The following is a 22637-nucleotide window of genomic DNA, read 5'->3' as shown; positions in this document are numbered from 1 at the left end:
CACGAAGCGCGCCGCGGTGGCGATCGTGTCGCCGGGGTGGCCGCCGCGCCACACGTTGAGCCGCCTGCCGGGCACTGCTAGGCGCCGGGCATGGCTAGCGTTCCCGACGTCGCTCCCGCCCGCGCGGCATCCTCGCGGCGCCTCGGTAACCTCACGATGGTGTGGCAGCACGCGCGCGCCTATCCGGCGCAGATCGCGGCCGCCTTCACCGCGCTGGCGATCACCTCGGCGGCGACGATCGCGATCCCGTACAGCTTCAAGCGCGTGATCGACCGCGGCTTCGCCGCCGGGGACGGCTCTTCCGCGGCGGTCGCGTCGTCGTTCCATTATATGCTGATGATCGTGCTGGTGCTGGCGCTCGGCACCGCGGTGCGCTTCTATTTCGTCGCGTGGCTGGGCGAGCGCGTCGTCGCCGACATCCGCGAGCGCGTGGTGCGCCACCTGATGACGCTCAGCCCCGCCTTCTACGAGGAGAACCGCCCGTCCGAGATCGCCTCGCGGCTGACCGCGGACACCGGCCAGATCGAGACGGTGGTGGGCATGACCATCTCGGTGGCGCTGCGCAACAGCTTCACCGCGGTGGGCGGGCTGATCTACCTCTTCGCCATCTCGCCCAAGCTCGCCTCGCTGCTGCTGCTGGGCATCCCGCTGATGATCCTGCCGATCACGCTGCTGGGGCGGAAGGTTCGGGCCTATTCGCGCACCTCGCAGGACCGCGTCGCCGACGTCGGCACGATCGTCACCGAGGTGCTGGGCGCGATGAAGATCGTCCAGGCGTTCGGCCAGGAGCGGCGCGAGAGCGCGCGCTTCGCCGGCGCGGTGGAGGCGACGATGGACGCCGCCAAGCGCCGCATCGGGCTGCGTGCGGCGATGACCGCGATCGTGATCGGGCTGGTGTTCGGCGCGATCACTTTGGTGTTGTGGGAGGGCGCGATCGACGTCGCGGCGGGGCGGCTCTCGGGCGGCGCGATCGCGGCTTTCGTGCTGACCGGCGGCATCGTCGCGGGCGCGTTCGGCGCGCTCACCGAGGTCTACGGCGACCTGCTGCGCGGCGCGGGCGCGGCGGGGCGGCTGGCCGAGCTGCTCGACGAGCGCCCCGCCATCGCGGCGCCGGCGCAGCCGGTCGCGCTGCCGCTGCCGGCGGAGGGGCGCGTGGCGCTGGAGGCGGTCGAGTTCCGCTACCCCACGCGGCCGGACATGGCCGCGCTGCACGATTTCAGCCTGAGCGTCGCGCCGGGCGAGACGGTGGCGGTGGTCGGTCCCTCGGGTGCGGGCAAGTCGACTTTGTTCCAGCTGATCGAGCATTTCTACGAGCCCGCCGCCGGGCGCGTGCTGGTCGACGGGGTTGACCTGCGCGACGCGGACCCTGCGGAGGTGCGCGCGCGCATCGCGATGGTGCCACAGGAGACGGTGATCTTCGCCACCAGTGCGCGCGACAATCTGCGCTACGGTCGCTGGGACGCGAGCGACGACCAGGTCTGGGCCGCGGCCGAGGCGGCCAATGCCGCGGACTTCCTGCGCGCGCTGCCGGAGGGGCTCGACACCTTCCTGGGCGAGGGCGGCGCGCGGCTGTCGGGCGGGCAGCGCCAGCGGATCGCGATCGCGCGCGCGCTGCTGCGCGACTCGCCGATCCTGCTGCTCGACGAGGCGACCAGCGCGCTCGACGCCGAGAGCGAGCGGCTGGTGCAGGACGCGCTGGAGCGGCTGATGGCGACGCGCACCACCATCGTGATCGCGCACCGGCTGGCGACGGTGCGCGCGGCTTCGCGGATCGTGGTGATGGACGGCGGCCGCATCGTCGAGGAGGGCACGCACGCCACGCTGATCGCGCGCGGCGGCCTCTACGCGCGGCTGGCGAGCCTGCAGTTCGACGCGGCGGCCTGAGCCACCCGCCGCCTCACCCCAGCGCGAGCGCGCCCGCCGCCGCGAAGCCCGCGAGCGCGAGATAGCCGAGCACGCGCGCGAGCGACTCCTTGCGATAGTCGGCGTAGCGGCGACGATGGAGCCAGTAGCGGCCGTCCTCGGTCTTCTCCAATGCGCCGAAGGCGACCATCCGGTCGAACTCCTCTCCACCGAGCCGCGTCTCGGGGCGCTCGTACGACACCGCCGTCTCCGCCGAGGTCGCGCCCGCCGAGACGAAATGCCAGGCGATCTTCTTGCGCGCCTTCATGATCACCGTCGCCGCGATGGTGCCGGCCATTGCTGTTCTCCTTTGTCCGCGGGAAGCCTCTTCCCCCGGAAAGACGAGGCGGATCACCGTCGCCCTTGGTGACGGATGTTCGCGGGGCGGCCGCGCCGCTTGAGCACGCGCGGCGGGCGGCGCTCGCTCTCCCGCGCGCGCGCCACGCCACCGCCGCCATAGCGGCCCTCGGGCAGTTCGAACCGCAGCGCGCCCGACACCGGATTCGCTTCCGCCAGCCGCAGCTCGAGCCGCTGCCCCTGCGCATATACCTCGCCGCTATGCTCGCCGATCAGCCGGCGAGACGCCTCATCATAGCGGAAATATTCGCCGCCCAGATCGCGTACCGGCATCAATCCGTCGCCGCCGACCCCCTCCACCGTGGCGAAGAAGCCGAAGTTGGTCACGCCGGTGATCCGCGCCTCGACCAGCTCGCCGACTCGCTCCGCCAGATAGGCCGCGACATAGCGGTCGATCGTCTCGCGCTCGGCCTCCATCGCGCGGCGCTCGAGCTGGCTGATCGTCTCGCCGGCGCGCTCGAAATCCTCGTCGCCCGCCAGCCCGCCGGGACCGAGCGCATAGGCGCTCACCAGAGCGCGGTGGACCATCAGGTCGGCGTAGCGCCGGATCGGCGAGGTGAAATGCGCGTAGCTGCCCAGCGCCAGCCCGAAATGTCCGTGGTTGGCCGGGGCGTAATAGGCCTGGGTCTGGCTGCGCAGGATCTGCTCCATGATCTCGGGGCGGAACTCGGCGTCGCCGACGCGTGCGATGATATGGTTGAACGTGGCGGGGCGGATCACCTGGCCGAGCGCGAAGGCAACGTCGAAGGTGGCGAGATAGTCCTTGAGCGCGACCAGTTTCTCGCGCGCGGGCGCCTCGTGGACGCGGTACATCACCGGCGCCTTCTTCGCCTCCAGCGCCTTGGCGGCGGCGACGTTGGCGGCGATCATATAATCCTCGATCAGCCGGTGCGCGTCGAGCCGCTCGCGCGGTGCCACCGACATGATCCGGCCCTTCTCGTCGAGCACGACGCGGCGCTCGGGCAGGTCGAGCTCGAGCGGCTCGCGCCGGTCACGCGCCGCGGCGAGCGCGCGCCAGCAGTCCCACAGCGGCGCGAGCGCGGTGTCGACGAGGGCGGGGTCCCAGGCGAAGGGGGAGGACGCCGGCTCGTCCTGCCCGCCTCCCCCTTCGTCATGCCGGACGTGATCCGGCATCCATGTCGCCGCAGGCGCCTCGGCCGATGCGTTCGCGGCGCCATGGACCCCGGCGTTCGCCGGGGTGACGAATTTGCAGCGTGCCGCCCGCGCGTCGATCGCCGCCTGCGCCTCCTCGTACGCGATGTTCGCCGCCAGCCGCACCAGCGCGCGCGAGAAGCGCCAGCTCCTCAACGCACCGTCCTTGCCGATGCGCAGGTGGCAGGCCAGCGCGGCGCGCTCCTCGCCCGCCTTGAGCGAGCACACGTCCGCGGAGAGGATCTCGGGCAGCATCGGCACGACGCGGTCGGGGAAATAGACCGAGTTGCCGCGCGCACGCGCCTCGCGGTCGAGCGCGCTCTTCGGGCGGACGTAGTAGCTCACGTCCGCGATCGCGACGATCGCCTGCCAGCCGCCCGCGTTGGCGGGATCGTCGTCGGGCGCGGCCCAGACCGCGTCGTCGTGGTCGCGCGCGTCGGCCGGGTCGATCGCGACGATCGGCAGATGGGTGAGGTCCTCGCGCCCCTCGCCAAGCGGCTGGCGCGCGACCCGCGCCGCCTCGTCGAGCGCCTCCTGCGCGAACACGTCGGGGATGCCGAGCCGGTGGATCGCGATCAGCGAGAAGCTGCGCGGCGCGAAGGGATCGCCCAGCCGCTGCACCACGCGCGCGGTGATCCGCGGCGGGCGGCCGGCCTTCTCGGCCAGCACCAGGTCGCCCGCCGCGGCGTCGCCCGCGTCGGACACGGCATATTCGCGCCGCTCCTTCTTCTCGACGCCCTGAAGCCACAGCCTATCGCCCTCGCGCCGCAGCACGCCGATCAATTGCTCGGCGGCGGGGGCGAGCACCTTCATCGGGTGCGCGGTCCAGCCGTGGCCGGTCTCCTCCGTCCGCGCGAGCAGCCGCTCGCCGACGCCCAGCGCACCGCGCTTGCGCTCGCGCACGCGGATCCGCGGCACGGGCGCGTCGGACTGCCAGTTCTCGGGCACCGCCCAGACGTTACCGCCCTCGTCGACGTCGCTGACGCGCAGCACGGTCACCTTGGGCAGCCCGCCCATCTTGTGGAAGGCGCGGCCGGGCGCGGAGTCGATCAGCCCCTCGTCCGCCATGTCCTTGAGCAACGCCTTGAGCGCGATCTTCTGCTGCGCGGAGAGGCCGAAGGCGCGCGCGATCTCGCGCTTGCCCGCTGGCGTCGTCGAGCTGGCGATGAAGTCGAGCACCTGCTCGCGCGTGGGCAGGCCGGGAGGCGGTTTCTTTGGCACGCGGCGGAGATAGGGGCTCGCACCGGCGAACGCCATGCGCGACGTGTGGGGCGGCCCCTACCCGCGGCTCAGCCGGTCGCGCCCGAGGCGGCGGTGCTGCTGATCGGCCGCTCCGGCTCGGCGGAGAGAGTCCGCACGATCGTCTCGAAACGGTCGCCGGTGACGCGGATCTCGTTGAAGGCGGGCGGAGTCGCGCGCGTGCGCTTGGAGAGCGTGCCCGCGCCGATCATCCGCACCGTCCAGCCGCCGCGATCATAAGGAATGTCGAACGGGTCATGGACATGACCCGACAGCACCGCATGGACACCGGCGTCCGCGAGCGCGGCGAGCGCGACGTCGCCGCGGCGCGTGCGCGCGGTCCCCTTGGTGCCGCCCTCGATCAGCGGGTGATGCCCCGCCACGAAGATGAGGTTGCCGCGCGGCGCTTCCCGCACCAGCGCCAGCGCGCGGCGCAGCGAGCCGCCGCTCACCCGCCCCTTGGACCAGTTCCAGCGCCATTGCGCGCGCGCGGTGGTCTTGAGCGGGACGACGGTGATCCCCGCCACGTCGAGCGGCTTCTCGATCATCCGCTCCACCGCGGCGTAGCGCGAGTAAGGCGAGAACAGCCGCCGGATCGGGTCCCAATAATAGGGTATGTCGTGGTTGCCGACCTCGAGCGTCACCGGCACGCCGAGACTGCGCAGCCACGCGCCGCCGGCCTCGAACTCCTTGGGCGTGGCGCGCATCGTCAGGTCGCCGGTCATGATCACCGCGTCGGGCTTCTCCGCGGCGACGAGGTCGCGGAACCACGCCACCGCCTCCGGGTCCTCCGCGCCGAAATGGACGTCGCTCACGTGAAACAGCTTGGTCATGCGTCGCCCTTGTTCGTCAGAGGCATAGGACGCGAGCGCGCGCGCCCGGTTCCGCCGCGCCTCACACCTGCACCGGCTGCGCGATGCGTCCGTCCGCGCCGAACACGCGCAGGTAGCGCTCGATCTCGGCCGGTGCGCCGGTCGCCTTGGCGGGGTTGTCGCTGAGCTTCACCGCGGGATGGCCGTCCGCCTCGGTCACCTTGCACACCAAAGAGATCGGCTCGAGTCCGCCCGCGCCGTCCGGATCGCAGCCGCGGAAGTCGTTGGTGAGGTTGGTGCCCCAGCCGAAGCTCATCCGCACCCGGCCGTGGAAGTGGCGGTAGACGCGCTCGATCGAGTCGACGTCCATCCCGTCCGAGAAGATCAGCAGCTTGGTACGCGGGTCGCGGCCGTGCTGCTGCCACCAGCGGATGATCTGCTCGCCCGCCTCGATCGGCGGCGCGCTGTCGGGGCGGAAGCCGGTCCAGTCCGCCACCCAGCCGGGCGCGGCGCGGAGAAACGCCGCGGTGCCATAAGCGTCAGGCAAAGCGATCAGCAGGTTGCCGCCGTAATGCTGGCGCCACTGTTCGAGCACGCGATAGGGCGCACCCGCCAGATCCGCGTCGTCGCGCGACAGCGCCGCCTCCACCATCGGCAGCTCGTGCGCGTTGGTGCCGATCGCCTCCAGGTCGGCGTCCATCGCCAGCAGCACGTTCGAGGTGCCGATGAAGCGCTCGCCCAGCCCCTCCTTGAGCGCCTCGACGCACCAGCGCTGCCATAGGAAGCCGTGGCGGCGGCGCGTGCCGAAGTCGGAGATGACGAGATCGGGCAGCTGGCGCAGGCGCTCGACCTTGTCCCACAATTTCGCCTTGGCCCGCGCGTAGAGCACGTCGAGCGCGAACCGGTCGTGGTCGCGCGTCGCGGCGCGCGAGCGCAGCTCGTTGATGATGGCGAGCGCGGGGATCTCCCACATCGTCGTCTCGCACCATTTGCCCGCGAAGGTCAGCTCATATTGGCCGTCGACGCGGCGCAGCGCGTACTCGGGCAGGCGGAAGTCGGCGAGCCAGGCGAGGAAGTCGGGCGCGAACATCCGCGCCTCGCCGTAGAAACTGTTGCCCGCCAGCCAGATCAGCTCCTTCTTGGCGAAGCGCAATGTGCGCGCGTGATCGAGCTGCGCGCGCAGCTCGGCCTCGTCGATCACCTCGGCGAGGCGCACCGTCTTGGTGCGGTTGATCAGCGCGAAGGTCGCGCGCGTCTCCGGGTGAAGACGGCGGATCATCTGCAGCATCAGCAGCTTGTAGAAATCGGTGTCGAGCAGGCTGCGAACGATCGGGTCGAGCCGGAAGCTGTGGTTGTAGGTCCGCGTCGCGATGTCGGTGACGGTGGTCATGCCGGGGGCATAAGCGGTGCAGGCGCGGGGATGAAGGGGGGCCTTGGAGGTGAGCCCGTTTGCCGCCGATAGCGGTCGTCGGACGCCGCCGTGTCGCCCCTCGTCCGTCATCCCGGACTTGTTCCGGGATCCAGCCTTTCGCGTACGCCGACGCCGCTGCGCTCGCGGACGGGTGGATCCCGGAACAAGTCCGGGATGACGGGGAGTAACGGGACGGCGGGGAGTCACGGGACGGCGGGGAGTAAGAAGCGGCGTGGGTCGTCCGCGCCGACCTCCCCGCCCGCGTCACCCCCCGAACGAGCGTCCCCCGCCCCAGCCGCCGCTCGACCGCGCCGAGACGCGCCCGCCGAAGCCGCCGCGCGACACCACCGAGCTGCGCGTCTGGATCCGCTGCGTCGTCACCGGCGCGGTGATCGCGCGCGAGCCGACCTGATAGCCATAGCCCCGCCCACCGTAGCCGCCGCCGTACAGCCACGCGCCGCCCGGCGTGTAATAGCGGTCGTCGCGGCCGCTGCGGTACAGGCCCGAGTAGCGGTAGCCCGGCCCGTTGAGCAGCCGCCCGATCATGAATCCGGTCAACAGCGGCACGAAGAAGCTCTGCCCGCCCTCGTTGCGGACGAGGCATTGACCGGCGCCGAACTGGTCCTCGCACACGTCGCGGTCGGCGAAGCGCGGCGCGGTCTTGCTGTCTTCCGCGGCGGCGTTGCGGGCGGCCTCCTCGCACGTCACCTGCGCGAAGGCGCCGCTGGCCTTGCATTCCTCGACATTGTTGAAGGCGGCGACCTCGGTGGGCGCGCCGTAGCGCTCGCGCGAGACCTGCTCGTCGCTGGGCTGCGGGTCGCAGGCGGAGAGCATCGCCAGCGCGCTCGCGGCGGAAAGACCCGCGGCGGCGGAGCGCAGGCGGCGGCGCGGAACGGTCGACTCGGTCATGGCGACCTCAATAGGTCATGCTGGCGGCGTTGAGCAGCCCGACCGAGATCGACGTCGCCGCGGCATAGACGCCGCTGGCGACATTACCCTCCTCGAGCCGCCGCGCCATGTCGCGGACCACCACGCGGCGCACCACCAGGCTGGCGAGCACCTGGATCGCGCCGGCGAGCACCGCCCAGGCGACGAACTCGACCGGGTCGGTGGTCTCGCTCAGCGCCGAGGCGAGCGGCAGCGCGAAGCCGACGATCGCGCCGCCGAAGGCGAGCGCGGCGGCGACATTGCCTTCGGCCACCAGCGCGCGCTCGTCGTAGGGGGTGGATTTCTGGTAGGTCGCCTTGAACAGCGCGAGCAGTACGCAGGCCATTCCGAAGGCGAGCAGGAAATGGCCCACGCCGGCGAGATAGGCGGGAAGGTCGAGCGTCACGATGGCGTCTCCCGTTTAAGTGGCGGGGCGAATGGTTGAGAGAAAGGCTTGTTTAAACGCCGGAGACTAGCGCCGCACTCTCCCACCCACGTCATCCCCGCGAAGGCGGGGATCCATAGACGCTGACGATGCGGCTCCAGCGCGAACGTCAGCGCGTCTGGATCCCCGCCTTCGCGGGGATGACGGAAGAGGAGCGGGGATGACGAAAGGGTAGCGGGGCTGACCGGATGGGAAAGGGAAAGAGCGACGCCGCTCACGCGCTGAACTCCGCCGGCGACAGCGGCAGCCCCACCATCAGGTCGTGGGTCGTGTCGCCGCCCTCTGGGCTGGTCGCCACCGCGAGCAGCAGCTCCTGCCCCTCGGGTGCGAGGTCGCGCGCGTAGAGCATGCATTGCTGGCGGATGTGCTTCACCGGCGCGCCGGCGCGCTCGTAATAGAGCGCCTCCCACAATTGCACCGGCGGCTGGACGCGGTCGTCGCCCTCGTACCAGTAGCGGCGGAACGGCGGCAGCCCGCCCTCGACCCACTCGGGCCTGGTCATGCGCTCGCGGAAGGCGGCGTCGTCCCAGCCGCCGCTCGCGTAGGTCGACGACCACGGGCGGAACAGCGTGAAATCGTCGGCATCGCTGCCGTCCGCCTGCTGGCTCACCGCCTGGAGCATCAGCTCGTCGTCGGTGTAGAAGCGGTGCACATAGCCGCCGTCGTCGAGCTTGATCAGCCCCTGCGCGGTGATCTCGAGCGTATCGCGGTCGAGCGTGAACACGCCGCCGCTCAGCCGTCGCCACGCCAGTGGGTCGAGCCGCACCATCCGCCCGATCGTAATGTCGCGCACCACCGCCACGCTGGGTCGCGCCGCCTCGTCGCGCCCGCCGCCGAAGAGGCTGCCGAAGATCATGCCGTCACCCGTCGCGCCTTTCCTTGCCTCCGGGTGCGGGCTAATGCGGGGGGTGTCAACAGGCGTGAACGGCAGGAGCAGCGATCGGTGAGCGACACGGCGCGGGTATGGACGATCGGTCGGCTGGCGGACGCGCTCGGCGCGCACCGCGAGGAACTGAGCGTCGAGCGGATCGAGTCGGCCGAGCCGGTGCTGCGCGTGACGATGCACGAGCACGGCGACCTCGCGGTGTTCGTCAGCTGCGCGGGCGAGCAGATCGTCGTCTCCACGCTGCTGTGGCCGGTCGACGAGCAGCCCGAGGCGGAGAAGTTCAACCGCTTCCTGCTCAAGGCGCAGAAGCTGGTGCCGCTCTCCAACTTCGCCATCACCGAGCTGGACGGGCGTGAATATTACGAGCTGATCGGCGAGCTCTCGATCGAGTCGAGCGAGCGCGAGATCCTGATCGAGCTGCGCGTCCTGGCGCAGAACGCGCTGGACGCCGCGGCCGACCTGCGCGACGCCTTCGCCGCTGCCTGACCCTCATTCCCTCAAGGACCGATACGTCATGTCGATGTGGAAGCAGTTCGTCACTCTGGTACGCGGCACCGCGCACGAGGCGGGGCAGTCGGTGGTCGACGCGCGCGCGCTGACGATCCTGGACCAGCAGATCCGCGACGCCGGCGCGGCGCAGGCCAAGGCGCGCGACGATCTCGCCACGCTCACCGCCAAGCGCCGCCTGATCGAGAAGGACATCGAGGCGCTCGCCGCGCAGCAAGAGAAGTACGAGGCGTCGGCGCGCGCGGCGATGGCGCGCGGTGACATGGACCTGGCGCGCGAGGTGGCGCAGCGGCTGGCGACGATCGAGCAGGAGCTCGGCGGCAAGCGCCCGCAGGTGGAGGAGATGCGCACCGCAGAGGACCGGATGCGCGGCATCATCAAGTCGGGCGACGGCAAGATCGAGTCGCTCCGCCGCGAGGTCGACGTGGTGCGCGCCAACGAGAGCGTGCAGCAGGCGCAGGCGGCGATCGCCGCAAATACCAGCGGCGCCTCGTCGCAGCTCGGCTCGGCGGCGGACAGCCTCAAGCGGCTCAAGGAGCGCCAGGCCGTCCGCGAGGAGAAGTTCCGTGCCGCGGCCGAGCTGGAGGACATGCGCACCGGCGCCGACCTCGACGCCAAGCTCCAGGCCGCGGGGCTGCTGCCCGGCTCGAGCAGCGCGGACGACATCCTCGCGCGGCTCGCGGCGCCGAAGCAGAGCGGCGAACCGCTGCGGCTCGACGACCGCAGCCGCGACACGTCGCGCGACTGAGCGGGCGGCGGCGGGTGGAGCGGATCGTCAGCGGCGAGCGTCCCGGATGGGAGGAGACCGCGCGCGCGATGGGCTTCACCTTCCACCATCTCGACGGCCAGCGTTACTGGGACGAGCGTGCTTATTACCGTTTCTCGCTCGACGAGATCGAGGAGCGGATCGAGGCGCCCTCGGGCGAGTTGCACCAGCTCTGCCTCGCTTTGGTCGAGGAGGTGGTGGCGAGCGACGCGCTGATGCAGCGGCTCGCCATCCCGGCCGAGATGCGCGACATGGTGGCAGCGTCGTGGCGCGCGAAGGCGCCGTCGCTCTACGGCCGCTTCGACTTCGCCTATGACGGCAGCGGCCCGGCCAAGCTGCTCGAATATAACGCCGACACGCCGACCAGCCTGTACGAGACCGCGCTGTTCCAATGGCAGTGGCTGGAGGATCGCGTCGCCGACGGCACGCTGCCGGCCGACGCCGACCAATATAATCGCCTGCACGACGCGCTGCTGGAACGGTTCGCGACCCTGTTCACGCCGCGCAGCCTGGTCCATTTCAGCAGCGTGACGGACTCGATCGAGGACCGGCAGACGGTGCGCTACCTCGAGGAGGTCGCGCGCCAGGCCGGGCTCGACCCGCAGTTCGTCGCGATCGACCGGATCGGGGTCGACGCCGAGGGCGCCTTCGTCGACGAGGAGTCGCTGCTGATCGGCGCCTTGTTCAAGCTCTACCCGTGGGAGGACATGCTGCGCGAGCCCTATGCCGCGCAGCTGCCGACGACGAAGACCTTGTTCCTCGAACCGGCGTGGAAGGCGCTATTGTCGAACAAGGGCATCCTCCCCTTGCTGTGGGAGCGCCACCGCGGCCACCCCAACCTGCTCCCTGCCGCCTTCGCCGACGACGCCGCGGGCGTCGCCGCGATCGGCCCGCGCCACGTGCGCAAGCCGCTGTTCTCGCGCGAGGGCTGGGACATCGAGCTGGTCGGCGCCGGCGACGGCGACGCGGCCGCGCCGCTGGAAGGCGGCTATGGCGCGGAAGGCCATATCGTCCAGGCCTATCAGCCGCTGCCCGTGTTCGACGGCCAGCACGCGGTGGTCGGCTCGTGGATCGTCGGCGACGAGCCCGTGGCGCTGTCGATGCGCGAGGACGACGGCCCGATCACGCGCGACCTCGCCCGCTACGTGCCGCACGCGATCATGTGAGCGCCGCTCAGGCCGCCTTCGGCAGCGCCGGCGGCGTCTCCCCCGTGCGCACGATCGCGCCCGGCCCCGCGTCGACGCTGCCGGTTCGCTCCAGCTTGCCCCAGCCGACCCTGGGCCCGGTGAGCGCGGCATAGACCGCGCGCAGCACCACCGCATAGAGGATCTGGCGGTACCCGAAGCGCTGGAACAGCAGCCGCAGCGCGGGGAAGCGCGCCTCGCGCGGGTCGAGCCGGAAGGCGATCCAGCCGCAGGCGAGATCGATCGCGGTGAACGCCAGCCAGAACCCCGCCACGGCCACGGCATCGCCCCCCGCCGCATCCCAGCCGCGATCGTACACGCGCCATGCCGTCCCGCCGACGCCAGCGATCAGCCCGAGGTCGATCAGCGGCGCGACCAAGGTGAAGCCGAACTGGAACAGCAGCGCCTGCGGCAGGCCGACCCAGGCGAGCCCGCGCGGCCGCCCGCGCCCGATCAGCGCGCGATGCTTCCACAGGCACTGCAACGTCCCATAGGCCCAGCGGAAGCGCTGCTTGAACAGAGCGCGCACCGTCTCGGGCGCCTCGGTCCAGGCGACCGCCTCATTGTCGCAGGCGACGCGCCAGCCCGCGCGCTGCACCGCGATGGTGAGGTCCTGATCCTCGGCCAGCGTGTCCTCGGGATAGCCGCCGACCTGGTCGAGCGCGACGCGGCGCCACGCACCGACCGCGCCGGGCACCACCGTCACCGCTCCCAGCGCGGCGAGCGCGCGGCGCTCGAGCTGCTGCGCGGTGACATATTCCAGCGCCTGCCAGCGCGTGATGAGGTTGACGCGATTGCCCACCTTCGCGCAGCCCGCGACCGCGCCGATCGCCGGATCGCCGAACCAGCGGGTCAGCCTCGCGATCGTGTCCGCCTCGAACTGGGTGTCGGCGTCGAGCGCGATCACCACGTCGCCGCGCGCCTGCGCCAGCGCGGTGTTGAGCGCGCGCGCCTTGCCGCCGTTGCTCAGCGTCAACAGCCGCACCCGCGGGTCGATCGCGAACGCCCCGCGCACCACGTCGGAGGTGCCGTCGGTCGAGCCGTCGTCGATCACGATCACCTCGATCCGCACTCCGGTGCTGGCGAGGATGCGGCGCACCGAGGTTTCGATCACGCGCGCCTCGTTGAACGCCGGGATCAGGACCGACACGAAGCCGGGGACGAGATGCGGCGCCACCGCGGGGGCGGCATCGCGGCGACGCCATAGCGCCAGAGCGGTGAGCGACAGCGAGCGCGCGATCCCCAGCGCGATCGCTGCGGCGAACAGCCAGCCGAGCGTGTCGCGCGTCCAGGCGACCGCGTCGAACAGCGTCCGCGCCCCCGCCGCCTGCGCCCCCACCGCCGCGTCGAGCCGCGGCATCGCCGCGTCGCGCGACAGACCCGCGAGCGCCGAGGCGGGGACCAGCTCATAACCGCGCGCGCGCAGCCCGCGGATGATCGCCGGCAATGCCGCGAGCGTCTGGGTGCGATCGCCCCCCGAATCGTGGAGCAGCACGATCTGCGCGGGCTTCTGCGCGGTGCCTGCTTCCACTCCGGCGATGACGCGGCGCGCGATCGTCGCGGCGTCGGGCCGCTCCCAGTCGAGCGGGTCGACGTTGAGGCCGACGGTGACATAGCCGAGGCGCGCGGCGGCGCGGCTGGCGTGGAGCTCGTCGCGGCGGTCGGGATCGGCGTCACCGAGGAAGGGCGGCCGGAACAATGTCATCGCGCGCCCGGTATAGGCCTCGACCAGCCGCTCGGTGGCGCGCAGTTCCAGCGCGATGTCCGCCTCCGACCGGCGCCCGAGATCGGCGTGGGTGGTGGAATGATTGCCCAACTCGCTGCCCTCGGCGACGATGCGGCGCAGCAGCGCCCCCTGCCCCAGCGCGTTGGCACCAGTGACGAAGAAGGTCGCCGGCGCGCGCTCGCGCCGCAGCACGTCGAGCAATCGCGAGGTCCAGCGCGGGTCCGGGCCGTCGTCGAAGGTGAGCGCGACCAGTCGGCGGCGCGCGCCGGCGCGCTCCACCACGTCGGGCCCGGGCAGGCGCTGCCAGCGCTCGTCGCGCACCAAGCCGTCGCGCATGGCATAAGTGCGTTCGCCGCTGGCCGCGGCCGCGGCGATGCGCAGGATCTCGCCCTGCCCCTCCACCGTCACCGCGTCGGTCGCGGGCAGCGCCTCACGCGCGGGCAGCCCCCGCCCCGCGAGCAGCGGCCACACCCCCGGGTCCTCGCTGCCGAGCCGCCACAGCGCCACCCCCGCCGCGCCGGTGCGACGGATCGCGGCGAGCTGGTTGGCGGCGCTGGCGGCGTCGAGCAGCCAGACGTCGTGGCGCTCGGCGCCGAGGCGGTAGGAGAAATGGCTGTTGCCGCTCGCCGCGTCGAAGACCGGCATCGTGCCGGCGCGACGCGCCAGCGCCCAGGCGTCGGCCACCGCGCGCGGCTCGGTGCGCCGTCCGGTCCAGTCATAGGCATAGCTGCCGATCGCCACGGTCGCCTTGTCGGCGCCGACGCGCGCGACCGCGTCCGCGACGACGCGGGCGAACCAGGGCTGCGACGCGATCGGCCCCGCCTCGCCGCCCATCCAATGCTCGTCATAGGCCATCAGCACGACGCGATCGGCGGCGCGCGCATAGGCCGCCAGATCCCAGTCGGGGTCGGCGACGGGGGCGGCGAGCATCACCACCCAGCCGCGCGGTGCGAAGCGAGCGCGCATCTCGCCGAGGAAGCGGAGATAGTCGCGGTGCGCGGAGGCGGGCAGGCTCTCGAGGTCGAGCATCACCCCCGCCCCCTGCCGCTCGGCCACCAGCCGCTCGAGCCGGTTCGCGAAGCTGCGGCGCGCGCGCGGGTCGGCGAGCAACGCGGCGGTGGCGGCGCCGTCCCACTGGCCATCGGCCCGCGCATTCTGCACCATCGGCAGCAGCCGCGGCCGGTGCGGGGTGCGCGCGAGCAGCGGCGCCAGCGTGTCGTCGTCCTCGATCGTCAGGCGATGGTCCGCGCCCGTGACGCTCGCGATGCCGGGCACGAGCCAGTCGAGGGCGTCGACATGCGCCGCGAGCGCGGCACGCGAGGGCGCATCCCACGGCATGTAGAAGCCCATCGTATCGTGCGCCCGCGCGGGGACGGCCGCGCGCGGGAGCCAGCCGCCCGGGGCGGCATGCGTCGCGACCGGCGTCAGCGCCTCGGGACGCGGCGCATCGCCGACCAGCCGCGGCGCGACGCGGTCGAGCGGGTGGAGCAGCAGCGCCGCCAACAGCGCCAGCGCGGCGAGCGGCAGCAGCGTCGCGGCGGCCAGCGTCGCGCGCACGCGACGGCCGCGCCGACCACTGGCATCGTAGAAGATCGACACGCCCGCTCAGCTCCCGCAAGATCGCGGCGGCGGGTAGCGGTTTAAGGTAAAGAAGCGGTTGCTTCGGGGCGAATCCGGATCACCGCCGCCGCGTGATCGCGCAGCCGACGCGCGCGTCGGGATAGACGTCGGGCTTCATCGATCGCACCCGCACCTCGCGCACGCGCGGGTCCTCCAGGCACAGCGCGGCGACGCGCTCGACCAGCGTCTCCTGGAGCGCGAAGCCCTCGCCCTCGGCGAGCGCGCGGATGCCGCCGTACACGCGGTCATAATCGAGCACCTCGTCGATCGCGTCGGCCGCGGGCGCCGCCGGATAATCGACCAGCAGCGCCACCGACAGCAGCACACGCTGCGGCGCCGCCTCGTGCGGGTGGATGCCGAGCCGCATCGACACCGCCAGGTCCTCGATCAGCGTGGTGAACTCAGCCATCGCCCCGCTCCCGCCCGGCGAACATCACGTCGCGCGGGCTCGCGCAGAAGCGCTGGCCGGCGTCGACGTACAGCGTCTGCCCGGTGACGCTCTCGGCCTCGAGCAGGTACATCACCGCGGCGGCGACGTTCTCGGCGCCGACCGGGCGGCGCAGCAGATTGTCGCGGGCCACCGCGTCGAACTCGGCCTCGCTCTGGTCGCCGCTGGGCAAGGTCAGCCCGGGCGCCACCGCATTGACCCGCAGGCGCGGCGCGAAGGCGCGGGCCGTCAGCTCGGTCGCGCTCGCCAGGGCCGCCTTGGAGAGGGTGTAGCTGAAGAAATCCGGGTTGGGGTTGGCGAGCTTCTGGTCCAGCAGGTTCACCACGGCGCCCGAGCCCACCCGCTCCGCCAGCGCGGCGGTGAGGATCGCGGGTGCCACCGCATTCACCGCGTGGAGCCGCGCCGCCAGCGTCGGGTCGATCGCCGCGGGCGAGTCATAGTCGAACTGCGACGCGCTGTTGACGAGCCCGTCGACCTCGCCCGCGCGATCGAGCAGCGCGCGCAGCCCCGCAATATCGCCCAGGTCGCCCTGCACCGACGCACCGCCGAGTTCGGCGGCGAGCGCCTCGGCCGCGTCGCGCGACCGGCCGTAATGGATCACGGGGACATGGCCCGCGGCAGCGACCGCGCGCGCGATCGCGGCGCCCAACCGCCGCGCGCCGCCCGTCACCAGCACGCGCCGCCGCGTCATTTAAGGCCCATCAGCGCCAGCACTTCCTTGCGGCTGCGCTCGTCGTCGCGGAACACGCCCATCATCCGGCTGGTCACCATGCTCACCCCGGGGGTGCGGACGCCGCGCGCGGTCATACAGGCGTGGCTCGCCTCGATCACCACCGCGACCCCCTGCGGCTTGAGGCCGTTCCAGATGCAATCCGCCACCTCGGCGGTGAGCCGCTCCTGCACCTGCAGCCGCCGCGCGAAGCCATGGAGCACGCGCGCCAGCTTCGAGATGCCGACGACATGGTCGCGCGGCAGATAGGCGATGTGCGCCTTGCCGATGATCGGCGCCATGTGATGCTCGCAATGCGACTGGAACGGGATGTCCCTGAGCAGCACGATCTCGTCATAGCCGCCGACTTCCTCGAAGACGCGGGCGAGATGCACGCCGGGGTCCTCGCCATAGCCGGCGCAATATTCCTTCCAGGCGCGCGCGACGCGCTGCGGCGTGTCGCGCAGCCCCTCGCGGGCGGGATCGTCGCCGGCCCAGCGCAACAGCGTGCGCACCGCCTCCGCCACCGCATCGGGAACCGGGATCTTGCCCGCGGCCGCCACCAGATCGCCGTCTTCCGGCGCGCGTCCCACATCGTCGTTCATCCCATTCCCCTAGACGCCGCGACGACAGCGATCCAGTGCGCGGCAAACCGTTACGCCCGCGCATCGCCGGCACGTGACAAGTGCCGCGTGTCGGCGCACAAGCGCCGCCGCGTCCTCTACGGCGTCACCTAGTGAAGGACCGGCCCGGTCGGCCGGCGTGCAACAGGAAGGAAAGACATGGCTACCACGACCAAGACCGGCGGCATCCACGCCCCCGTCCAGCCCTCGGCCGAGCTCGGCGCGATCGTCGGCAACGAGAAGCTGCCGCGCAGCCAGGTCATCAGCAAGGTGTGGGACTATATCAAGTCGAACAACCTGCAGAACCCCGAGAACAAGCGCGAGATCGTCGCCGACGAGAAGCTGAAGAAGGTGTTCGGCCGGGACAAGGTGACGATGTTCGAGATGAACAAGTACATCTCGCAGCACGTCAAGGCCTGACGCGCTCATCGCCGGCCCGCGCGTGACGGGCCGGCGAACGGACGGAGTGGGCGCGCGACTGCGGCGGCCAACAATCGGTGCCGCGCGAGAAGACGTGGCGCGCGACCCATGTCGATCAAATCGGACGAAGGTCTCGGTAGCGCTGCGGCTCGGCCCCGCCGCGCTCGCGCCTGATCGACCTCGCCCGCGTCAGCGCGACCGGCGATCGTCGGTCGCATAGCGGTAATGGAGCGCCGCCGCCTCGCCCGGCGCGAGCCGCACGCGCCACGTCGCGACGCCCTCGTCGGTGATCAGCGCCGCCGTCTCGGCCGCGAGCGGCGCGGTGACTCCCGCTCCCGCGCTACCGATCGGCACTTCGATCAGCACCGGCACCGCGGACGCGTTGGTCGCGCTCAGCACCGCCGCGCCGCGCGCCTCCGCGCGTTGCGCCACCTGGACCAGCGCGCTCGTCCCCGCCGCGAGCCGGATCGTCTCGCCCAGCGTGCGATCGCTCAGCCTGCCGAGGCCGAGCAACCGCCGCCTCCCGTCGGGTTGCGCCTGATAGACCGCGACCCCGCCCGAGGGCAGCGCGATGCCCAGGCCGCTCGACGCGGCATTGGCCGCGACCAGCTGCACCGCGGTGGGTGACGGCTCCACCGTCTCGCCCGGCGTCACCCCGCGACGGTGAACGCGTTCGAACGCGACGCCGCCGCGCGCCAGCAACGCCACCTGCTTCTGCCCGCGCGCGCGCACGTCGGTGCGCATCGGCACGCGATAGAGTTTCAGATCGCCGACGTCCTCGGGCGGCGGCGGCGGTGGTGGCGGCGGTGGCGGCGGGGGTGCCGGTACCGCCATCGCCAGTGCCTCGCCGCGAAACAGCCGCGAGCCGGTGACGACGATGTCCTCGTCGCGCGGCGCGGTGTGCGACGGCAGGTCCGAGCTGGTGGTGCCGAGCGGAAAACAGCGCAGCTGCAACGCGCCCGCCGCGGGAGCGATCGTTCGCACCCGTTCGCGGTTGAGCCTTCCCGCGACCGCGCTCACCTCGGCGTCGGCGAAGGGCTCGGCATTGCCGTTGGCGAGCGTCAGCCAGGCGAACAGGTCGAGCGATCCGCCATCGGGCGCGATCGTCGCGACATAATCGGCGCGCCAGTCGAAGGCGGCGGCGAGATAGGACAGCCGCACCGTCACGGTGCGCGCACGCGGGCTGGTGGTCGTGACGCTCAGCACCGGGCGCGCCGACAGGTCGCCGGGCACGCCGTCGTAGCGCAGCGTCTCGGGCAAGCCGGCGCAGCGCAGCGTCTCGATCCCCGCCGCGGTGCGCAGCACCACCCCGGGACGCGGCCCCGCGACGATGGTGGCGCGCTCGCTGCGGGTCGCCCCGGTGGCGCGATCGGTGCGGGTCAGGGTCACCTCGCGACCGAGCGAGCCGTCCACCAGCGCCGCCGGAGAGAGGAGCCGCAGGTCGCGGTTCTTCTCGATCACGCCCCCCGGCAGCCCGTCGACGACCGCGCTGACGGGCACGATCCCCTCCGCCACCCCCTCGAAGCGGATCGTCGCGGTGCCGCGCGGCACGCGGATCCGCCGCCGCTCGGTGATGAGCGCGAACCCCTCGGGCGTGCCGGGGTCGATCGGCGCGGCGCCGCTAGCCCCGCGATAGATCGTCACGGCCACCTGCTCCGCCGCGGGCGAGACGACCTGCGCCGACGCGTCCGTCGCCACCACCGCCGCGAGCGGCAACAGCGCCAGCGACCGCGCGAGCCGTGGCATCGCCATCAGTAGCGCGTGTCGAAGGTGGCGGTGACGGTCGCCTCCCCATTGGCGGGCACGGGCACCTGCCAGGCGAGCGTGCCCGCGTCGCGGCGCTCACCGACGGCGCTCTGCTCGCTCACCCGCGTGTCGCTCCAGTCGAGCCCCGACTGGACCAGCTCCACCGTCACGGCGCGCGCACGCGCGTTGGTCAGCCGGTAGCGCATCTGGGTGCGCCAGCGCCGCTCGCCCAGCCGCGTTCGCGCCAGCATGACCGGCTGCACCTTGACGTCGAACGCGTCGCCCGTGACGAGCACGATCTTCGACCCCTGCGGTACGTGATCGATCCGGTTCTCGCCGATGAACTGCGCCTGGCCGCGCGAATCGCGGGCATAGACGCGCATCGTCCCCGCGGGCAGCGCGTCACCCAGCCCGGCGGCGCCCGCATTGGCGAAGCGCAGCGTGCTCTGCGCGCTGCGCGGCTCCGTCGCATTGCCCAGCCATTCGTTCTCGAAGCGATAGCCCGCGGTCGCCGCGACCTTGCGCGCGTCGAGGAAGCTGACCTGCTTGGTCTGCTTGTCGGCGATGGTGGTGCGCTCGGCGAGCGGATAGACGTAGAAATCGCCGATCTGCTCGCGCGAGGAGCGCTCCGTGCCGGGGCTGACGCGGGTGACGCGTCGCGGGCGCGGGCGGAAGTCGTCGTTCGACGAATTGCCGGCGCCATCGACGCTGCCCGCCACCAGCAGGGTCTTGGCCTCGTGGAAGGTGGTGCCGCTGGTGTTGCGCAAGGTCACCCATCCCTGCAGGTCGATCGTGCCCGCGTCGGCGTCGAACGCAGCGACATAATCCGCCTCCCACCCCAGCCCGCGGCTGAGATAGGAGAGCCGCGCCGGGCGGGTCGCCGCGCGCGTGCTCGCCAGCGTGACCGACAGCGTCGGGCGCGCGCGCAGCGATTCGGGGACGCGGTCGAACACCGCGCGCACTGGCAGCCCGTCGTCGCGGAGCACCTCGATACGCCCGGCGATGTCGAGCACCACCCCGCCATTGACCGCCAGCACGCGCGCGCGCTCGCGCGTCTCCGCGCCGGTGGCGGGATGGGTACGCACCAGGGTGATCGTCTCGCCGACCGCTTTCTCCATCAGGCTCGACGGGCTGAGCAGATCATAGTCGAAATTCTGCTCCACCACGGTGGCGTCGGGCACCGCGAGCGACACCGTCTCGGGCCGGATCCGCGCGCTGACGTCGGGAAAGGTCTGCCGCACGCGCCCGGCGGCGAGCGTCAGCGGGCGCACGTCCTCGATCAGCGCGAGATCGTCGTTGTAGATCGTCAGCGCCAATTCCCCCTGCGCGCTGCCAGGCGACGCGGCGGGCGGCACGTTCGTCTCCGGCGGAGTCTGCGCCGCCGCCGGCAGCGCCCCGACGCCGGCGATCGCGAGCCAATATCTCATCCTACCCCCTCATCCTGACGGGGGCATCATGCGGGCGCGCGGCGACCGGGGCAATCGCCGACCGGCCCGCATCGGCGGCGAAATGCGGCGCATGCTTCCACCGCACCACGCCGCCGGGTAGAGGCGCGGACGTGGCAAAACGGCGCAGGACCAGCAGGGCGCGGGCCCGACCGGCACGGCGCCGTGCCGCGCGCCGGCGCTCGGCGCTGTTCGCCTGGCCGCTGATCGTCGCCGCCTTCGCGCTGGCGGCGGTGGGACTGGGCTGGCTCGACTCCTGGCGCCCGCGCGCGCCCCGCCCCGTCGCACTGCCGCTGAGCGCGGAGGCAGCGCGCGCCGCGAACGAGGCGATGCCGTTCCACCGCGAGCGCCGCCGCGCCGCCGCGCGCTATCGCTTCCGCGGCGGCGACGCCGAGCGCGCGCAGGCGATCGAGTGCCTCGCCACCGCCGCGCTGTACGAGGCGGGGGACGATCGCCGCGGCCAGCGCGCGGTGATCCAGGTGATCCTCAACCGTGTCCGCGCGCGCGGCTATCCCAAGACGATCTGCGGCGTGGTCTATCAGGGGTCGGCGCGCGACACCGGATGCCAATTCTCCTTCACCTGCGACGGTTCGTTCCTCCGCCGCCCGGTGCATCGCGGCTGGGCCAGCGCGCGCCGCGCCGCGCGCCGCGCACTCGCCGGCGAGGTCTTCGCCGAGGTCGGCGGCGCGACCCATTATCATACCGACTGGATGGTGCCCTATTGGCGCAACTCGCTGGTGAAGGTGGCGCGGGTCGGGACGCATCTGTTCTACGTCCGCGCCTGAGAAATCTTCGCAGACGCAAGTATCTGACTAGGCAAGGAACCTCGCCTCGCGCCGGGACAGGCGGCACGATCGGCCGCGCGTGGCGCTGTTGTTCGCGCGCACGGCGTGCCAAGGCAGGCATCCCGGCCCCATGAGTGACATGCAATGACCGCCATCGGCATCTACGGCAGCAACGGGCGGATGGGGCGCGCGATCGCCACCATCGCCGAGGCGGAGGGCTGCGCGATCGCGGGCGGCGTCGACGCGGGTGGCGATCCGCTGCCGCTGGCGCAGGCGGCCGACGTGCTGGTTGATTTCTCCACCCCCGCGGCGCTGGAGCCGCATCTCGCCGCGGCAGTGGCGGCGCGCACGCCGATCGTGATCGGCACCACCGGGCTGGCCGCGACGCATCACGCGCTGATCGAACAGGCCGCGGACGTGATCCCGGTGCTCCAGACCGGCAACACCTCGCTCGGCGTCACCTTGCTGCAGACGCTGGTGCGCGAGGCGGCGGCGCGGCTCGGCGCCGAATGGGACATCGAGATCGTCGAGATGCACCACCGCCACAAGGTCGACGCGCCCTCGGGCACCGCGCTGCTGCTGGGCGAGGCCGCGGCGGCGGGACGCGCGACGCGGCTCGCCGAGGTGCGGGTGGACAGCCGCGCCGGGCTGGTCGGCGCGCGCACCGAGGGGACGATCGGCTTCGCGTCGCTGCGCGGCGGATCGGTGGTGGGGGACCATGTCGTGGTCTTCGCGGGCGAAGGCGAGCGCGTCGAGCTCGGCCATCGCGGCGAGGATCGCACGATCTTCGCGCGCGGTGCGGTCAAGGCCGCGCTGTGGCTCGCCACGCGCGCGCCGGGGCGCTACGCCATGGCGGAGGTGCTGGGGCTGTGACGCGGCGCGAGGCCGCCGAATTCTATCGGCGACTCGCCGAGGCCAACCCGCATCCCGAGACCGAGCTGGAATCGGTCAACGTCTACACCCTGCTCGTCGCGGTGGTGCTGTCGGCGCAGGCGACCGACGCCGGGGTCAACCGCGCCACGCGCGCGCTGTTCGCCGCGGTCGACACGCCCGCCGCGATGGTGGCGCTGGGCGAGGAAGGATTGAAGCGCCACATCCGCACGATCGGCCTGTTCAACACCAAGGCCAAGAACGTGATCGCGCTGAGCGAGGCGCTGATCGCGCGCCACGGCGGCGCGGTGCCGCGCGACCGCGCCGCGCTGGAGGCGCTGCCCGGGGTGGGGCGCAAGACCGCCAATGTCGTGCTCAACGTCGCCTTCGGCGAGGAGACCTTCGCCGTGGACACGCATATCTTCCGCGTCGGCAACCGCACCGGGCTGGCGCGCGGCAAGACCGTGCTGGCGGTGGAGAAGAAGCTCGATTCGATCACCCCCGCGCCGTTCCGGGTCCATGCGCACCACTGGCTGATCCTGCACGGGCGCTATGTCTGCAAGGCGCGGCGGCCGGAATGCTGGCGCTGCATCGAGCACGATCTCTGCGCGTTCCGCCCCAAGACCCCGGCGCCCGCGACGCGCGCGGCGGCGTGAG

Annotated in this window: 21 protein-coding genes; 8 read left to right on the top strand and 13 right to left on the bottom strand. The window is 72.2% G+C overall.

The annotated features are described in order from the left end of the window. Nucleotides 1–90: 90 nt before the first annotated feature. Nucleotides 91–1884 carry an ABC transporter transmembrane domain-containing protein gene (locus EV292_RS09715; protein WP_132909011.1) on the top strand — a complete coding sequence of 598 codons (1794 nt, stop codon included), beginning with the start codon at nucleotides 91–93 and terminating at the stop codon, nucleotides 1882–1884. Nucleotides 1885–1897: 13 nt separating this feature from the next. Here the strand turns inward: EV292_RS09715 and EV292_RS09710 are convergent, their stop codons facing one another. The 7 genes from EV292_RS09710 to EV292_RS09680 all read right to left on the bottom strand — a co-directional run bounded on the left by EV292_RS09710 (nucleotide 1898) and on the right by EV292_RS09680 (nucleotide 9101). Beyond that, nucleotides 1898–2200 (bottom strand): hypothetical protein, encoded by a 303-nt coding sequence (locus EV292_RS09710; protein ID WP_132909010.1) that lies wholly within the window; start codon nucleotides 2198–2200, stop codon nucleotides 1898–1900. Between the two features lie 53 nt (nucleotides 2201–2253). Then, entirely contained in the window at nucleotides 2254–4668 is a 2415-nt protein-coding gene (locus EV292_RS09705) for an RNB domain-containing ribonuclease (RefSeq protein WP_132909009.1), read from the bottom strand. A 32-nt stretch (nucleotides 4669–4700) separates the two neighbouring features. After that, nucleotides 4701–5483: a metallophosphoesterase gene (locus EV292_RS09700; RefSeq protein WP_132909008.1), complete on the bottom strand. Its 783-nt coding sequence runs from the start codon at nucleotides 5481–5483 to the stop codon at nucleotides 4701–4703. Nucleotides 5484–5544: 61 nt separating this feature from the next. Next, nucleotides 5545–6852, bottom strand: coding sequence for a nicotinate phosphoribosyltransferase (gene pncB, locus EV292_RS09695; protein ID WP_132909007.1), 1308 nt, complete (start codon nucleotides 6850–6852; stop codon nucleotides 5545–5547). 285 nt (nucleotides 6853–7137) lie between these two features. Then, a complete protein-coding gene (locus tag EV292_RS09690) occupies nucleotides 7138–7782 on the bottom strand; it encodes a DUF1190 domain-containing protein (RefSeq protein ID WP_132909006.1) in 645 nt (214 codons plus the stop codon). Between the two features lie 7 nt (nucleotides 7783–7789). Further along, a complete protein-coding gene (locus EV292_RS09685) occupies nucleotides 7790–8206 on the bottom strand; it encodes a DUF350 domain-containing protein (protein ID WP_243693700.1) in 417 nt (138 codons plus the stop codon). Between the two features lie 253 nt (nucleotides 8207–8459). Next, the gene (locus EV292_RS09680) at nucleotides 8460–9101 is read right to left on the bottom strand and encodes a DUF2491 family protein (RefSeq protein ID WP_132909005.1); all 642 of its coding nucleotides are present in this window, start codon (nucleotides 9099–9101) and stop codon (nucleotides 8460–8462) included. Nucleotides 9102–9188: 87 nt separating this feature from the next. Between EV292_RS09680 and EV292_RS09675 the strand changes: the two genes are divergently transcribed. Genes EV292_RS09675 through EV292_RS09665 form a run of 3 tightly spaced genes read left to right on the top strand, consistent with a single transcriptional unit; the run spans nucleotide 9189 to nucleotide 11570 of the window. Further along, nucleotides 9189–9617, top strand: coding sequence for a YjfI family protein (locus EV292_RS09675; RefSeq protein WP_132909004.1), 429 nt, complete (start codon nucleotides 9189–9191; stop codon nucleotides 9615–9617). A 28-nt stretch (nucleotides 9618–9645) separates the two neighbouring features. Beyond that, nucleotides 9646–10386 carry a PspA/IM30 family protein gene (locus EV292_RS09670; protein WP_132909003.1) on the top strand — a complete coding sequence of 247 codons (741 nt, stop codon included), beginning with the start codon at nucleotides 9646–9648 and terminating at the stop codon, nucleotides 10384–10386. A 14-nt stretch (nucleotides 10387–10400) separates the two neighbouring features. Continuing rightward, on the top strand, nucleotides 10401–11570 hold the full coding sequence (locus tag EV292_RS09665; RefSeq protein ID WP_132909002.1) for a glutathionylspermidine synthase family protein: 1170 nt from the start codon (nucleotides 10401–10403) through the stop codon (nucleotides 11568–11570). A 7-nt stretch (nucleotides 11571–11577) separates the two neighbouring features. Here the strand turns inward: EV292_RS09665 and EV292_RS09660 are convergent, their stop codons facing one another. The 4 genes from EV292_RS09660 to folE form a co-directional block, all read right to left on the bottom strand. Beyond that, on the bottom strand, nucleotides 11578–14913 hold the full coding sequence (locus tag EV292_RS09660; RefSeq protein WP_132909001.1) for a glycosyltransferase: 3336 nt from the start codon (nucleotides 14911–14913) through the stop codon (nucleotides 11578–11580). Between the two features lie 79 nt (nucleotides 14914–14992). Then, nucleotides 14993–15343 carry a dihydroneopterin aldolase gene (locus EV292_RS09655; RefSeq protein WP_132909000.1) on the bottom strand — a complete coding sequence of 117 codons (351 nt, stop codon included), beginning with the start codon at nucleotides 15341–15343 and terminating at the stop codon, nucleotides 14993–14995. Further along, nucleotides 15336–16073 carry an SDR family oxidoreductase gene (locus EV292_RS09650; protein ID WP_132908999.1) on the bottom strand — a complete coding sequence of 246 codons (738 nt, stop codon included), beginning with the start codon at nucleotides 16071–16073 and terminating at the stop codon, nucleotides 15336–15338. Before EV292_RS09650 ends, EV292_RS09655 begins: the two co-directional genes overlap by 8 nt. Further along, nucleotides 16070–16696 (bottom strand): GTP cyclohydrolase I FolE, encoded by a 627-nt coding sequence (gene folE / locus EV292_RS09645; protein ID WP_132908998.1) that lies wholly within the window; start codon nucleotides 16694–16696, stop codon nucleotides 16070–16072. Before folE ends, EV292_RS09650 begins: the two co-directional genes overlap by 4 nt. Before the next feature lie 177 nt (nucleotides 16697–16873). On the opposite strand from folE, the gene EV292_RS09640 reads away from it, so the two are divergent. Continuing rightward, nucleotides 16874–17134, top strand: coding sequence for an SWIB/MDM2 domain-containing protein (locus EV292_RS09640; RefSeq protein ID WP_132908997.1), 261 nt, complete (start codon nucleotides 16874–16876; stop codon nucleotides 17132–17134). A 189-nt stretch (nucleotides 17135–17323) separates the two neighbouring features. Here EV292_RS09640 and EV292_RS09635 read toward each other — a convergent pair whose 3' ends face one another. Both EV292_RS09635 and EV292_RS09630 read right to left on the bottom strand, forming a co-directional pair. Next, on the bottom strand, nucleotides 17324–18886 hold the full coding sequence (locus tag EV292_RS09635) for a hypothetical protein (RefSeq protein ID WP_132908996.1): 1563 nt from the start codon (nucleotides 18884–18886) through the stop codon (nucleotides 17324–17326). Continuing rightward, nucleotides 18886–20307, bottom strand: a complete 1422-nt coding sequence (locus EV292_RS09630) for a DUF4139 domain-containing protein (RefSeq protein ID WP_132908995.1) — start codon at nucleotides 20305–20307, stop codon at nucleotides 18886–18888. Before EV292_RS09630 ends, EV292_RS09635 begins: the two co-directional genes overlap by 1 nt. A 131-nt stretch (nucleotides 20308–20438) precedes the next feature. On the opposite strand from EV292_RS09630, the gene EV292_RS09625 reads away from it, so the two are divergent. The 3 genes from EV292_RS09625 to nth all read left to right on the top strand — a co-directional run bounded on the left by EV292_RS09625 (nucleotide 20439) and on the right by nth (nucleotide 22636). After that, on the top strand, nucleotides 20439–21110 hold the full coding sequence (locus tag EV292_RS09625) for a cell wall hydrolase (protein ID WP_243693699.1): 672 nt from the start codon (nucleotides 20439–20441) through the stop codon (nucleotides 21108–21110). 144 nt (nucleotides 21111–21254) lie between these two features. Then, complete coding sequence (dapB, locus tag EV292_RS09620) at nucleotides 21255–21983, top strand: 4-hydroxy-tetrahydrodipicolinate reductase (RefSeq protein ID WP_132908994.1); 729 nt, start codon at nucleotides 21255–21257, stop codon at nucleotides 21981–21983. After that, nucleotides 21980–22636, top strand: a complete 657-nt coding sequence (gene nth / locus EV292_RS09615) for an endonuclease III (RefSeq protein WP_132908993.1) — start codon at nucleotides 21980–21982, stop codon at nucleotides 22634–22636. The genes dapB and nth overlap by 4 nt, the downstream gene beginning before the upstream one ends. The last annotated feature ends 1 nt before the right edge of the window (nucleotide 22637 follow it).

The organism is Sphingomonas sp. BK235, from assembly GCF_004345855.1.
In the GTDB taxonomy this organism is placed as follows: Bacteria; Pseudomonadota; Alphaproteobacteria; order Sphingomonadales; family Sphingomonadaceae; genus Sphingomonas.
This window is presented reverse-complemented; position numbering and strand designations above follow the sequence as displayed.